Origin of the sequence: Gilliamella sp. WF3-4 (genome assembly GCF_001690275.1) — a bacterium.
Classification (GTDB): Bacteria; Pseudomonadota; Gammaproteobacteria; order Enterobacterales; family Orbaceae; genus Gilliamella; species Gilliamella apicola_C.
This window is the reverse complement of record NZ_LZGW01000003.1, coordinates 1-13,350: the sequence shown is the minus strand read 5'-3', so window position 1 is coordinate 13,350 and position 13,350 is coordinate 1. Positions and strand designations below refer to the sequence as shown.

Here is a 13,350-nt window from a genome sequence, read left to right as displayed (position 1 = left end):
GCACATGTTGACCGAAGTATCCATCGAATACCCAAGCTAGTGAGCGTTACGGCTATGTCTACAACGCCTTAGGTCGACGTACCGAAAAACATCAGCTAGACAACGCAGGCAAATCCTACACCGTACCCGCTTCCTGTGGGATGGCTTAGCAGTGATTTAGGAAACCAGCCCGAATCAGCACAGCAGGCTGTATATCTATACCGACTAGAATAACTATGAAGCACAGGGAAGAGCTGGTGTTCCTGAAAAGAAAATTGGTATACTAAGAAAAATCGTAAAAATTCATAAAGAAATTAGCAAATGTTAATGGAGATATCATGCACCTAGTATATGAGCTTACACCTTCATCAAACGAAAATAGTGGTATCAAATTTGGTGGAGGAGCATTTATTGACGGCAATTGGCCCCAAAATCCGTTAGGTGAAAATTTAACATTATTATTCACAATCGATAATGATAAATTATCTGATTCTATTAGTGGAATTAATCTTCCTAAAGCTAAATATATTTCCGTATTTTCAACATATAATGAAAATAGGTATTTTTTGGACGATATTGTTTATTTCGGTGATGATGCAGAACTTGATCATTTAAAATCAGGATTTACCAGAGTTACACTAACTGAGACATCAAAATTACGTGAAAATAGTAATAGTCTTGTTCCTCAATATCTTGAATTAGAAAAGACACAACTAAAGAATAATGAGTACCCAGCATTTTCTTTTTTGTCAAATAAAATACCCAATGGCATTGTGGCTTGTGAAAAATTGCTAAATGAATATGATTTTATTGGCCAATTATATTCATCAGATATTCCCGTTCATGATGGTGGAGCTTTATTTTTATCTGATGCTATTGGATATTTGTTTCTAAAAAAGAAAATTGATGATTTTAATAATGCAGGACTTTTTTTTGTTCAAACGGCATAATTATTTTAATATAACTATCTAACAATAATTTATAAATGTGCTAATAGTAATAGTTTCCTTAATATTTTGTAGGGAGATAATGTATCTGTTTATTATAACCTAAGCTGTAACGCCCCTCTAAAATAGTGCAACAAAAGAGTAGAAAACTCGCCATGATAAAAGTAAAAAGTGATTTAATCATGATGATGATTGCCAAATAAACCTCATGGAAGCATAAAGCAATCCATATAAACACATTGGTTATAGTGTTATAAATATAGTAAGAGATGTTGATAAATGATAAACATTAATGAAATTCGAGATTTTATAAATAGCTCATTATATAAAACGGCATTAGATAAATTAGAGAAAAAATATAAAATTACGACAAACGGAAAAGAATTGCCATCGGTATTGTTTGAATATGATGCAAATGAAATAAATTTGTCTGGTGCCACTTTATCTGATTTAAAAAACATATTGTCGAATAATCTTGCTTCTTTTTTGAAATATATAGCGATTAAGTTTGTCGTTCTCTTTGATGAACCAGATGAACAAGAAGGGAATGATGAAAAGGATGTCACTATTTCAGTTAATGCACCCTATGAAAATTTTCTTATTATTCATTTATTAGAGTATTATTTACTTACTAACGATGTTGATAACCTAATTAATTATCTAAAAAAAATAAAAATACCGTATAGTAAGAAATATTGTGGACAATTAAAGAAAATATATGCATTACTTTAATCAAAAAATCGGCAATATTTACAATCTTTAACGATAAAAAAGTGAATAAACTTATACATAGCCTTATTATCATTCATACATAAATAATCGAGAGACTATTAGAAAAATAAAAAAGCTTGATTTACCCACTGATATACAAACAAAGTTATTATCGCAAGGTGCGTTTTTAGTTTGGATAATAGGCGCCTTTATACTGCTAAAAAGGCTGGAATTTCTAAGGCTCCATCTAGATGGGCTACTTAAGTGGATCTGTCTTCAGCTACTTTATGGTGGCGTTTTACAACTAAAACCAGTGGTAAATCAATAAAATTGAGGTGTAAATAATATGAATACAAAAGAAATTCAAACAAAATACGGTATAATTTATGCGCGAAGTGCATTAATATTATCTGACGTAAAATTAGAATGTATACCATTTACTTTAGTTGTTAATACGTCATTAGCATTATCAGGCTGTAAACCGAAGATATCGAATGTTCCAGAAGTTAAAGTTACATTTACTTTCAGTGATATTTATAGTTTATTTATTTATAGAATGGATGAGTATCCTTATGAGCAATATTTAAAATCTAGTTTTGATTTAGTTGATGAGGTGCATAAAAAAGGAAGGCAACGTATAGTACTCAGCACTTATGATCATATTTTTGATGTAATTGGTAAATATGAAATTAAATATTACTAAAAAATAAAATTATAGAAGTTAGCTCAATAATTAGATATATGTAAGATAGAGAGTTATTGCTTCAAAAACAAACAAAGTGCTAGCCACAACCAGCGTTACAACTACGCCTACGACGCCTTAGGTCGACGTATCGAAAAACATCAGTCAGGCGCACAGGCAAACCTTACAACCGTACCCGTTCCTATGGGATAGCTTAACAATAATACAGGAAACCTGCCCGAATCGGCACAGTAGCCTGAATATCTACACCCACTAGAGCAACGACTAGCCACTGGCACGTATAGGCACAGACGGCAATTAAAAACAATATATCCGCTGCTTCTACGCCGACCAGAACGGCTTACCGATGCAAACGGCGAATAACTCTGGGAATGTAGCTATCAGCTCTAGGGTAAGCGCATTCAGGAAATCGAACACAAACCAATAGAGCAAAACTTCAGATATCATGGGTAATATTTAGACAGAAAAACTAGACTGCAGTACAATACCTTTAGGTACTATGATCCAGATATAGGACGCTTTACCCAGTCCAACTCAATTGGGCTGCTAGGTAGGTGTAATCTGTATCAGTATGTGCCGAATGGGCTGACTTGGATTGATACACTTGGATGGTATAAAAATAGTAATGACACTAATTGAGATTGGGTTTTATATGATGTAATGGATAGGAATCTAAACGCCGTGCTAAAACAGGAATTAGTAAAGCAGAAGATGTAATGGTTGGCGGATAATAGACGTGCTTATACGAGTATAAGAAAAGTACGAAAAGCCCCTAACTTTGGCAATGCAGAATCGAAAGTAGTCCGTACTTATAGAGGAATAACTAAAGGTAAAATGAAAAGAATTGAGGCAAGAAGAGTTAGGCTTTTAAGAATATTAAAACATGAATTGCCACCCAATCGAGAAAAAGACAAACGTTATAGACCCAGTACTAAAAAGAACAAGTGGTGCTAACTATTTTACAAGGTATATTATGGGAAAAAAAATCATGGTGTCATTGCCTACTGAAGTACCAAAAATAAATGACAATGTGAATATGCATTTCATGTGGATAGAATTGAACAAATATATTGATAACTTGTTACCGCGAATAAATATTTTAGATTTAAATGGGTGGCGTATTTTAATAATGATTAATTCTCGGGCTACAAATGGTATTGGGGTTTTCAAAAGATCAATGCGCTATCCATCAGATAAGGAGTATGTTATTTCTATCTCTATTTGCATTCCTGATAAAAACCAGGCTCCATATGGATTAAGAGAAGTAAAAGAAAGTTTTTTTAAACCGTTAAATGAAAATTTTTTCATTTTAGATCCTGAATTTGAAAACTACGAGAGTTTATATAGTTATATTTTTGAAAGTGCAAAACGTGCAATAGGTTTAGCTTTTACGAAAGGTATTGTCTGTGGTGGCAAGAGAATAAAATTGCAGAATTGAAATCACAATAATGAAGTTATTAAGAATAACGGGCTTTCAAAGTGATACTATCCTGATACATGTAGATTCACTGATTTAGCCGGATTGCTAGGTGGCGTTAATCTGTATCAGTATGCGTCTAATGGGTTGACTTGTATCGAAGCATGGGGATTAAATTATTCAGACATATTTCGAAGAATGACAAAAAAGAAAAGTAAATCCAAAGTTGTAGACTCAGCTAGAACATTGAGTGCTAGCCCTAATAGGGATATTCCTGTATGTAACAGATCATTGGTAATGATTTGCAGCACGTACAAAACAAATCAGGACATGGCGCAATTCAACCTAAACAGTCGATGCTTCTTTTCAAAATACCAAACAGCATTGGCTAATTAAAAAAGTAAATGGATAAAATGCTAGAACAACAGAAATTCCTTGATTATATGAAAAAAGAAATATCTTCAAATAAAGATTTATTGGAAATTAGAAAGGTATTAGTTGATTTTAAAAATAAAGGCATGCCACAGATTTGCATGTATGATTGTTTACAAAACCTGAGGTATCTTGACGAAGAAGATATTATTTTAGAATTAATGGATTTTGTTATAGGTTTTTGTAAGCCTGAGTTAGCTATATATAGTTAATTTAGAAATATATTTTAGAATTTATTGAATAATAATCTTCATTACTCTTTCTTAATTTTGTTGTTTGAAAAGATATTGGCATTCCAATATCTGCGATGCTCTTGGCTAGCATATCGAAAAACATCAGCTAAATAGCACAGCAGCCTGTATATCTACCCCGGACAGAGTTGCTACGAACCTCTGGCACATATAGACAAAAGGGGCAGTGAAGATGAAGAAATTATCAGCTCTGGGAGTAAAGGGATTCAGGAAATTGAACACGCATCAATAGATCAAAACTTCAGATATCAGAGCCAATATTTAGACAGAAAAACGGATTTATATTACAATACTTTTAGGTATTATGCCTTGATATAGTCCACTTTATCTAGCCTGACCCAATTGGGTTGCTGGGTGAATTTAATCTGTATCAGTATGCGACTAATGGATTGACTTGGGTAGATCCGTAGGGGTTATCATGCAAAGTACGATTCAAAATATAAAAGAGAGGTGATGCTATCAATAAGTCATTGCCTAATGGTGATACCTCTTCATGGAATGTAGTAAGAACCAGATATTGGATGTCTTCGTGAGTTTACTAGAGAACAGCATACGGCTCTTGATAAATTTAGAAAGCTAGGAGGTAATAAAAAATGAATTCTATAGATATTATAAAAAATTATTTGGAGGGTTCGCTTTCTCCGCTGGATTTTCAAAAAGAACTTTATAACAATAAGGATATTGAAGATCTTTTATCTGAGGAAACCCAAATACCTCCATATACTAATTCACAAAATGCATTTTTGTATCTTATTGAAATTGATATTTTATTACCATCAGGCGAATTCGATAGTAAAGATTTACTTTCAAAATTGCTTACAAAAAAAAATATTAGCTTTTCGTTAAATAATGAATATAAGAAAAAATATGACCTGTTTATGAAAATTCAACCACGATGGTTAAATTTGACTGAACCTTATTTTCAGTTTATCTTTAATAAACATAAAGATAAATCTGGAATAGAGTTAGAAAGAGCTTTAAAATTAGAAATTAAAAATGATTTTAAATTTTTAAAAAATAAACCCAGATGGCTCCAATCTCCAGCATGGCCAACAGTAGAAAATAAACCGTTATTTTTTATAGGCCAATTGGATATAACCGAAATTAGGCATGATATTTCTTACTTATATATTTTTTTAGATGAAAAAAATAATACGTATATGACTTTTGAACAATCAACATAAATAATCATTGACTGACAATACTATCATTAGGCTTTGCACATAATCAGATAAATACCTAATGAGCATTACCAGTATCGAAATAACGATATTAGACTGTTAATTCTACGAACCGTTGGTACGCATAGACAAAAGAAACAGTGAAGATGAAGAAATAGTCTACTTCCATACCGACCTAAATAGTGCGCCAGAAGAGCTAACCGATGCAAACGGTGACATCATCTGGGAATGCAGTTTTCAGCTCTAGGATAAATGCATTCAGGAGATTGAGCTCACATCAATAGAGCACAATCTCAGATATCAGAGCCAATATTTAGACAGAAAAACGGGGCTATATTACAATACTTTTAGGTATTATGCCTTGATATAGTCCACTTTATCTAGCCTGACCCAATTGGGTTGCTAGGTGAATTTAATCTGTATCAGTATGCGACTAATGGATTGACTTGGATAGATCCGTAGGGATTATCATGCAAAGTACGATTCAAAATATGAAAGAGAGGTGATGCTATCGATAAGTCATTGCCTAATGGTGATACCTCTTCATGGAATGTAGTAAGAACCAGATATTGGAAGTCTTCGTGAGGCTACTAGAGAACAGCATACGGCTCTTGATAAATTTAGACCGCTAGGAGGTAATAAAAAATGAACTCTATAGATATTATAAAAAATTATTTGGAAGGGTCACTTTCTCCGCAGGATTTTCAAAAAGAACTTTATTACAATAAGGATATGGAAGATCTTTTATCTAAGGAAACTCAAATACCTCCATACACTAATTCACAAAATGCATTTTTGTATCTTATTGAAATTGATATTTTATTACCATCAGGCGAAATCAATAGTAAAGGTTTACTTTCAAAATTGCTTACAAAAAAAAATATTAGCTTTTCGTTAAATAATGAATATAAGAAAAAATATGACCTGTTTATGAAAATTCAACCACGATGGTTAAATTTGACTGAACCTTATTTTCAGTTTATCTTTAATAAACATAAAGATAAATCTGGAATAGAGTTAGAAAGAGCTTTAAAATTAGAAATTAAAAATGATTTTAAATTTTTAAAAAATAAACCCAGATGGCTCCAATCTCCAGTATGGCCAACAGTAGAAAATAAACCGTTATTTTTTATAGGCCAATTGGATATAACCGAAATTAGGCATGATATTTCTTACTTATATATTTTTTTAGATGAAAAAAATAATACGTATATGACTTTTGAACAATCAACATAAATAATCATTGACTGACAATACTATCATTAAGCTTTGCACATAATCAGATAAATACCTAATGAGCATTACCAGTATCGAAATAACGATATTAGACTGTTAATGCTACGAACCGTTGGTACGCATAGACAAAAGAAACAGTGAAGATGAGGAAACAGTCTACTTCCATACCGACCCAAATAGTGCGCCAGAAAAGTTAACCGATGCAAATAGTGACATCGTCTGGGAATGCAGCTTTCAGTTCTTGGGAAGCACATTCAGGCAATCGAGCACAACTCAGTAGAGCTAAACCTCAGATATCAGGGATAGTATTAGGACAGAGAAACTGGCTTACATTACCATACTTTATCAAAAGTAGAAAACATTTCATGGAAAGGAGGATCCCCTGATGATGCATTTGCACATTGGAAATATACAGACATCAGAACAATAGTAGCTAAATTAGATCCGCTAGATAAAGTGTTTTATACTATCATGCCATCAATATGATAAGGCAAGAAACTCTTTAAATATTAACGGTAACGTTGTTAATTCAAAGTCACCGGCTGATCATAAAAAATAAGTTGTTAAAAAATGAATATACAACATATAGAAATAGCAGATTGTAATATTTTGGAAACTAAAATATTTTCTAATAAAATTAAGATATATTTTGAGTCAGTCTACGATCTAGAGAAAAAACAGTACATCAGTAATATTAGTTTGTCAGTTTTTAATTGGTCATTTTTCCAAGCAAACGTTTTTATTGTCAATGATTTGAATAATAGTTTTGAACAAAAAAAGTTACTTAGACATGAATTAGAGTTTTTTGAATATATTCAGAAAATATTTATTGAAAAAAATAATCTTATATTACAGGGATACAGTAAAGAATCTGGATATTGGCTAGAGTATTGTTTCGTAGATAGTGATTTTTACTTAGAACCATATTTAATATAAAGATAGCAACATATATATTAGGGATAAAACCGGAAAAGTTAACCGATTCAAATAGCAAAATACTGAGAGTATGCCGCTACCAGCTCTGGAGTAAACGGATTCAGGAAATTGAGCACGGAATCAGTAGCGCAAAACCTTAGATATAATGGACAATATTTAGGCAGAGAAACCAGATTGCATTACAAAACTTTCAGGTTCGGATGTAGGGTCTTGACTATGCCCGCCCCAATTGGATTAGTCGCTGGGTTTAAACTGTATGAGTATACGCCTAATGGGTTGACTAGAGTTGATCATTTAGGAATGAATGCTCACCATATAAGGCAAAAAGCAATTATGCAAAATCTTGTCAAAGGGTATGATCCCTGCTACTTTAGTTCCCAGAGCTAGAACATTGGTTCCTTAAAGATGAAGTTGGAATTGTTGCACGTAGTAAAACTAACTCTAAAACAGGAAAACAATTTAGTAGTATTAGAAAGTTATTAGCTAGAGATATACGTAAGCTAAGAAGGGGTTACCCACAAATACCCAATAGCGCTTTTCAGAAATTAATCGCCAAAAATAAAGAAATGTATCCAGAAATGAATAAAGCAAAGCCTAATAGAAAAAGAGGTTGTTAAATGGTTAAAATAAGAAAAGATGAATTAGTAGTTACCTCACTCTTATCTGAACTTTTAGATGATGCACTTGAATATTATAAAATTCATTTAAGTGATTCAAGTGAATCTACAAACGTTAATGATCCTTTTGCAAGAGCAAGAAGTATTATCACAAAGCTATCAGATAAAGACCAAGAAAAGATTTTTAATTTTCTGCGTATAGTAATAGTAGATACAATGTCTGCGGTTTTTGGAACCATAGACGGTACACATTTCCCACCGAATATTAGTGGTGATTTCATGCTTGAGTATGATGGAGAAGAAATACAAGGTTCATTGCAAGATGAGTTAATTGCAAAAGCAGAAGAGATTGGTGTCTATGATTAATGAATTCATCATTAAAAAAAGTAAAAAATTTCTTTTACGATACCTCTAAACGACTGGTAAGCCAAAAACACAGTAGACAAGGTTACAACAATCCCATCCAATTAGAACATGAGGTATTTATGGCTTTGGATTTTATGGCATCAAATAATCAAAAGAAAATAGATGGAAACACACCGGTATTTTCACTTGAGAAGTCTGATTATGATAAACTTTTCAATAATGCGAAACCATTAAATCAATACCCAATAATAAAAAAATTTGATGATTACTATGCTGATACTACTATTTTATATGGAGAAATTCAGCCCTTAATAAAAGAATTAGAAAGCCTTATTAAAACAAAAAAGCTACAGCTTGAATCAATTATTCATTTTATTGATTTTCTGGAAAAATCATTTAATAATGGTTTAAATGTATATATATTCTGTGACTAAGCGACCTGATTAATACCTCAAAATCAAAATAAAGCGAGCTCTACAACCATACCTACTTCTTGTGAGATGGCTTAACAATAATTAAGAAAACCGGCCCGAATCATCCTACCAGCCTATATATCTATACCGACCAGAACAGCTACGAACCGCTAGCACGTATAGGCACAGACGGCAACCAAGAACAACATATCCGCTATTTCCACACCGATCTGCACGGCTGTCGGGGAGAACTTACCGATACAACAGAATCTCAGATATCAAGGACAATATTTAGACAGTGAAACCAGTTTACATTACAATACTTTCAGGTACGATAATCCGGATATAGGACGCTTTACACAACTGGGTTTGATTGGACTGTTGGGTAGCTTTAATCTGTATCAATATGCGCCAATCAAATCGTAGGGATTAATATGTAAAGCTCCAAATGGCTATAAAAAAGGCGATGTAAACATACATGGTAACTTATCGCCTAATGCAAATAGAGCTTCAGGCCATAAAAACACTAGATCTGATGCATTCGTACAAAGCCATCATCCAATACAAGCTGCTTGGACTAAAAGAAATATAACTAGTTATCGAAGAAATGTTGCACCAGCGGCATTATTACAATCTTTTTCTGGTTTACTACATGCTAACATTAGTCGTGCACAAAGAACTAGAAACTCACTTAATGGAGAATGGAATACAACCTTAAAACAAGAATTCAATATAAGTTACAGAGAAATACTTCACGCCGGTGTACCTAAAGCACAAGCAAAAAAGCGTTAAATGATTCTTACAAATATTTCGATAGCATTAGAAATGCTAATATAAATAATCCTTTTTTTGACTTATAGAATATTAATTGAATGGTAAATTTTTTATGGAAAAGAAATCAATTATAGAAATATTGTATACTCTTGAAAAAGAAATGAATATCAAATTTCCAAGTTTATATGTACGATTTTTGTCAGAAGAGGTTCAAGATAAAGAGCCGTATGAATTAATCACTGAAAAAGAAGAATATATATACATATATAACATATATGACATTCAAGAAAGAAATGATGTATATAGTATACAAAACATTGCACCCAATTATTTTTTAATAGGTCAAGATGGTGATGTAGGCTATTTTATATACGTCAAGAAAAATAATGAGTCTGATAATATATATAGTTTAGATTTAGGTGCTTTAGGCTCTTTAGAAATGAATAACGAGGCAACTGATATTTATCATTTAGGGAAATATATCGAATGACATATTTTTCAACATAAATAATACTAACAATATAATTTTCTTATAGAATTAAGAATTACAACTAAAATATAATGTCTTGAAAATGATTATGGAGAAGTGTCTTAACCGATAGAAAAGACACTATCCTCAATTTTGTGTATTTGCCAGTTAGAGGTAACGGGTAATTTTGTCACCAAATTCTACAATAAACCGGCTCATTGCGCTTTTCCAGTTTTGGATCGGTATAGCTCATTTTTTGATGCTTGTCGGATAGCTAAATAAATCACATTTTTCACCGAATCATCCGTCGGGAAAACTTGCGTTTTTTGATAGCATGGCGAATGATGCTGTTCAGTGATTCTATGGCATTGATGGTGTAAATTGCCTTACAAATATTTTTCGAATAGGCTGTCAAATTATCCCAATGACATCGCCATAATTGACTTATGTAGCTATATTTTTCATCTCACATCGATTCAAGTGAGATAAAGCTTGTAAGGCTTACTCTTCGGTTCTAGCTTGATTAATTGCTTTAAAATCTTTAGTAATGCTTTATAGTATTTCCAACTAACAAGCTTTAAACTATTACCCACCCTATGCAAGGTACAGACACGGGATAAACGGTGTTAATTGCATCAGGAAAACTTTTTTAAACTATCAATACAAGTAATTAAAATATCTTCCACTCCTCGATTCTTCAGTCCAGTTAAAACCGATAACCAAAACTTAGCCTTTTCATTTTCAGCTATCCAAGATCCTAATAGTTCTTTATTCCCCCTCAGAGTTGATGGCTAAAGCTAGAAAAATCAATTTATTGATAATACAGCCATCTTGTCTGACTTTGACCGCAATACAGCCTAAGTAAACAATGGGATAAAGCGTATCCAACGGTTTATTTTGCCACTCAATCACTTGCCTTTTAACCGCATCGCTCACCTTTGATATCAAGGCTAGAGAGATATCAACATCATATATCTGTTTAAAGTTTTTCAATTTCTCGTGCGGTCATGCCTTTGGCATACAGGAATAGAATTTGATGGTTGATTTTATCAATCCGAGTTTAATATTTTTTATTAACTGTGGTTCAAATGAGCTTTCTTTATCCCGTGAGATGGATAGTTCTAACTCACCATCATCACTAATGGCTGTTTTTTTACTATAGCCTTACGATAATTACTACCTAACTTTTTATGATGTTTATCATACCCTAAGTGTTGGATTATTTCCGTATTTAACACTGCCTCAATGATAAGTTTATTTAAAAAGCAGGTTAATTTACCCAAATCGTCTTGAATTTTTATGTTTTTAGCTAACTCAGTCGCTAACTCTTTTAATTTTTTTATCCATTTTTATTTACAGGGTCTATTTTTTATCTGTTACTGATATGTATTTAGGTTTTTTTCTACTTAAATTATCTAGTAAACTTTTATTGTCATCTTTCCACCAATATTCTTTATATATAGCTGGTTGTTTAAACTCATAAATACTAACTAAACCTAGTAAACCTGACGGGGGAATCTGCCATAAAATCCCAACCATTTCTTTCGGCACAGTACATTTTTAATCTTTTGTCATACCAGATTTGGTACCCTTTTTTATCCAATATATTGAATACAGTGTTTGATATATCTGAATATTCAGATAATGCCGGCATAAAATCAACCCCATCTAATAATTTCAATAGCTTCATTAGGAATTTTCCCTTTGAAGAGTCTTTCAATTGCTCTTGTAACTGCTCCTCTAAAATAGTACAGTAAAAAAGTAGAAAATTCTCTATGATAAAAACAAAAGAGGGATTTAATTATAAAAAATGACTGAACATCAAACCGTAGCTTTTTAAAAGAAGCTGAGGCTGGTTGTTCCAGTTAGAGAACTGTGCGGTAAATAGGACATGGATAATTCGGTTTTTTATCAATGATTAATGAACTCATTTCATTCCAACATCAATTCAACATCAACTTATCATCTTCAATACGTTATTCTTCGGGCTACTCACTCTAGATATTACTATACAAATAAGCGCTCCATTAAATAAAATACCAAACGTAAAAAAGCCCAGCATCACTGCTGGGCTTCACTAAATTTAAAAGTCTGGCGGCACCCTACTCTCACATGGGTAATACCCACACTACCATCGGCACTACGGCGTTTCACTTCTGAGTTCGGCATGGGGTCAGGTGGGACCACCGCGCTATTACCGCCAGACATATCCTGTCTTCTCTTCTCTCAATTACTGTGTATTATCTCATATCCACAACAATCTCTCAATCCGGAACAAACTGCTCTCTCATTTATTAAACAATTTAAAGTCAATCTCTATACAATCATCAACTTCAATCATCCTATCGCGTAACTCCAAAACAACTCCGAGTTGTAAGGTTAAGACTCTCGGTTCATTAGTATCAGTTAGCTCAATGTATCACTACACTTACACACCTGACCTATCTACGTCTTAGTCTCAAACGGACCTTACTGAATCTCTTCAGGGAAAACTCATCTCAAGGCTAGTTTCGTACTTAGATGCTTTCAGCACTTATCTATTCCGCACGTAGCTACCGGGCAATGCAATTGGCATCACAACCCGAACACCAGCGGTGCGTTCACTTCGGTCCTCTCGTACTAGAAGCAAACCCTCTCAATTTTCCTACGCCCATGGCAGATAGGGACCGAACTGTCTCACGACGTTCTAAACCCAGCTCGCGTACCACTTTAAACGGCGAACAGCCGTACCCTTGGGACCTACTTCAGCCCCAGGATGTGATGAGCCGACATCGAGGTGCCAAACACCGCCGTCGATATGAACTCTTGGGCGGTATCAGCCTGTTATCCCCGGAGTACCTTTTATCCGTTGAGCGATGGCCCTTCCATTCAGAACCACCGGATCACTATGACCTACTTTCGTACCTGCTCGAGCCGTC

At 33.4% G+C, this 13,350-nt stretch carries 17 protein-coding genes, 2 rRNA genes and 2 pseudogenes; 17 read left to right on the top strand and 4 right to left on the bottom strand.

The features are described from left to right. Positions 1–317: 317 nt before the first annotated feature. The 17 genes and pseudogenes from A9G47_RS01125 to A9G47_RS01070 all read left to right on the top strand — a co-directional run bounded on the left by A9G47_RS01125 (position 318) and on the right by A9G47_RS01070 (position 10,453). Positions 318–929 (top strand): hypothetical protein, encoded by a 612-nt coding sequence (locus tag A9G47_RS01125; RefSeq protein ID WP_065566956.1) that lies wholly within the window; start codon positions 318–320, stop codon positions 927–929. A 276-nt stretch (positions 930–1,205) separates the two neighbouring features. Continuing rightward, positions 1,206–1,658 carry a hypothetical protein gene (locus A9G47_RS13410; protein WP_081297875.1) on the top strand — a complete coding sequence of 151 codons (453 nt, stop codon included), beginning with the start codon at positions 1,206–1,208 and terminating at the stop codon, positions 1,656–1,658. Between the two features lie 325 nt (positions 1,659–1,983). Continuing rightward, on the top strand, positions 1,984–2,340 hold the full coding sequence (locus A9G47_RS01115) for a hypothetical protein (RefSeq protein WP_065566957.1): 357 nt from the start codon (positions 1,984–1,986) through the stop codon (positions 2,338–2,340). Positions 2,341–2,805: 465 nt separating this feature from the next. Beyond that, positions 2,806–2,979: pseudogene (locus A9G47_RS14770) on the top strand (RHS repeat-associated core domain-containing protein); the annotation flags it as partial. Positions 2,980–3,313: 334 nt separating this feature from the next. After that, positions 3,314–3,778 carry an Imm9 family immunity protein gene (gene imm9 / locus A9G47_RS01105; RefSeq protein ID WP_065566960.1) on the top strand — a complete coding sequence of 155 codons (465 nt, stop codon included), beginning with the start codon at positions 3,314–3,316 and terminating at the stop codon, positions 3,776–3,778. A 392-nt stretch (positions 3,779–4,170) separates the two neighbouring features. Then, entirely contained in the window at positions 4,171–4,401 is a 231-nt protein-coding gene (locus A9G47_RS01100) for a hypothetical protein (protein WP_065579963.1), read from the top strand. 632 nt (positions 4,402–5,033) lie between these two features. Continuing rightward, positions 5,034–5,624 (top strand): hypothetical protein, encoded by a 591-nt coding sequence (locus tag A9G47_RS01095; protein WP_065566958.1) that lies wholly within the window; start codon positions 5,034–5,036, stop codon positions 5,622–5,624. A gap of 112 nt (positions 5,625–5,736) precedes the next feature. Beyond that, positions 5,737–5,868, top strand: coding sequence for an RHS domain-containing protein (locus A9G47_RS13400; RefSeq protein WP_081303485.1), 132 nt, complete (start codon positions 5,737–5,739; stop codon positions 5,866–5,868). Between the two features lie 398 nt (positions 5,869–6,266). Further along, entirely contained in the window at positions 6,267–6,857 is a 591-nt protein-coding gene (locus A9G47_RS01090) for a hypothetical protein (RefSeq protein ID WP_065641963.1), read from the top strand. Between the two features lie 112 nt (positions 6,858–6,969). Then, complete coding sequence (locus A9G47_RS13395; protein ID WP_081303484.1) at positions 6,970–7,137, top strand: RHS domain-containing protein; 168 nt, start codon at positions 6,970–6,972, stop codon at positions 7,135–7,137. A gap of 290 nt (positions 7,138–7,427) precedes the next feature. After that, positions 7,428–7,793, top strand: coding sequence for a hypothetical protein (locus A9G47_RS01085; RefSeq protein WP_065641962.1), 366 nt, complete (start codon positions 7,428–7,430; stop codon positions 7,791–7,793). Between the two features lie 216 nt (positions 7,794–8,009). Next, the gene (locus A9G47_RS14120; protein ID WP_176700630.1) at positions 8,010–8,180 is read left to right on the top strand and encodes a hypothetical protein; all 171 of its coding nucleotides are present in this window, start codon (positions 8,010–8,012) and stop codon (positions 8,178–8,180) included. A gap of 230 nt (positions 8,181–8,410) precedes the next feature. After that, positions 8,411–8,776, top strand: a complete 366-nt coding sequence (locus A9G47_RS01080; RefSeq protein ID WP_065641961.1) for a hypothetical protein — start codon at positions 8,411–8,413, stop codon at positions 8,774–8,776. Further along, complete coding sequence (locus A9G47_RS01075) at positions 8,776–9,210, top strand: hypothetical protein (protein WP_065641960.1); 435 nt, start codon at positions 8,776–8,778, stop codon at positions 9,208–9,210. Before A9G47_RS01080 ends, A9G47_RS01075 begins: the two co-directional genes overlap by 1 nt. Before the next feature lie 186 nt (positions 9,211–9,396). Then, positions 9,397–9,615, top strand: coding sequence for an RHS repeat-associated core domain-containing protein (locus A9G47_RS14765; protein ID WP_218057404.1), 219 nt, complete (start codon positions 9,397–9,399; stop codon positions 9,613–9,615). Between the two features lie 6 nt (positions 9,616–9,621). Beyond that, the gene (locus tag A9G47_RS14760) at positions 9,622–9,981 is read left to right on the top strand and encodes a hypothetical protein (protein WP_141674479.1); all 360 of its coding nucleotides are present in this window, start codon (positions 9,622–9,624) and stop codon (positions 9,979–9,981) included. A 94-nt stretch (positions 9,982–10,075) separates the two neighbouring features. After that, a complete protein-coding gene (locus A9G47_RS01070; RefSeq protein ID WP_065641959.1) occupies positions 10,076–10,453 on the top strand; it encodes an SMI1/KNR4 family protein in 378 nt (125 codons plus the stop codon). Between the two features lie 147 nt (positions 10,454–10,600). Here A9G47_RS01070 and A9G47_RS01065 read toward each other — a convergent pair. The 4 genes and pseudogenes from A9G47_RS01065 to A9G47_RS01050 form a co-directional block, all read right to left on the bottom strand. After that, a pseudogene (locus tag A9G47_RS01065) lies at positions 10,601–11,775 on the bottom strand (IS256 family transposase). Between the two features lie 143 nt (positions 11,776–11,918). Continuing rightward, a complete protein-coding gene (locus A9G47_RS14420; RefSeq protein WP_218057399.1) occupies positions 11,919–12,122 on the bottom strand; it encodes a hypothetical protein in 204 nt (67 codons plus the stop codon). A gap of 399 nt (positions 12,123–12,521) precedes the next feature. Beyond that, a 5S ribosomal RNA gene (gene rrf / locus A9G47_RS01055) occupies positions 12,522–12,637 on the bottom strand. A gap of 170 nt (positions 12,638–12,807) precedes the next feature. Beyond that, positions 12,808–13,350: ribosomal RNA gene (locus tag A9G47_RS01050) — 23S ribosomal RNA — on the bottom strand; the annotation flags it as partial.

What these genes read in the sequence shown, in the direction of transcription:
- A9G47_RS01115 (WP_065566957.1), top strand. Translation starts at nt 1,984, where the DNA reads ATGAATACAAAAGAAATTCAAACAAAATACGGTATAATTTATGCGCGA.
- A9G47_RS01080 (WP_065641961.1), top strand. Translation starts at nt 8,411, where the DNA reads ATGGTTAAAATAAGAAAAGATGAATTAGTAGTTACCTCACTCTTATCT.
- A9G47_RS01100 (WP_065579963.1), top strand. Translation starts at nt 4,171, where the DNA reads ATGCTAGAACAACAGAAATTCCTTGATTATATGAAAAAAGAAATATCT.
- A9G47_RS01085 (WP_065641962.1), top strand. Translation starts at nt 7,428, where the DNA reads ATGAATATACAACATATAGAAATAGCAGATTGTAATATTTTGGAAACT.
- imm9 (WP_065566960.1), top strand. Translation starts at nt 3,314, where the DNA reads ATGGGAAAAAAAATCATGGTGTCATTGCCTACTGAAGTACCAAAAATA.
- A9G47_RS14420 (WP_218057399.1), bottom strand. Translation starts at nt 12,122, where the DNA reads ATGAAGCTATTGAAATTATTAGATGGGGTTGATTTTATGCCGGCATTA.
- A9G47_RS01075 (WP_065641960.1), top strand. Translation starts at nt 8,776, where the DNA reads ATGAATTCATCATTAAAAAAAGTAAAAAATTTCTTTTACGATACCTCT.
- A9G47_RS01070 (WP_065641959.1), top strand. Translation starts at nt 10,076, where the DNA reads ATGGAAAAGAAATCAATTATAGAAATATTGTATACTCTTGAAAAAGAA.
- A9G47_RS01090 (WP_065641963.1), top strand. Translation starts at nt 6,267, where the DNA reads ATGAACTCTATAGATATTATAAAAAATTATTTGGAAGGGTCACTTTCT.
- A9G47_RS01125 (WP_065566956.1), top strand. Translation starts at nt 318, where the DNA reads ATGCACCTAGTATATGAGCTTACACCTTCATCAAACGAAAATAGTGGT.
- A9G47_RS01095 (WP_065566958.1), top strand. Translation starts at nt 5,034, where the DNA reads ATGAATTCTATAGATATTATAAAAAATTATTTGGAGGGTTCGCTTTCT.
- A9G47_RS13410 (WP_081297875.1), top strand. Translation starts at nt 1,206, where the DNA reads ATGATAAACATTAATGAAATTCGAGATTTTATAAATAGCTCATTATAT.
- A9G47_RS14120 (WP_176700630.1), top strand. Translation starts at nt 8,010, where the DNA reads ATGCCCGCCCCAATTGGATTAGTCGCTGGGTTTAAACTGTATGAGTAT.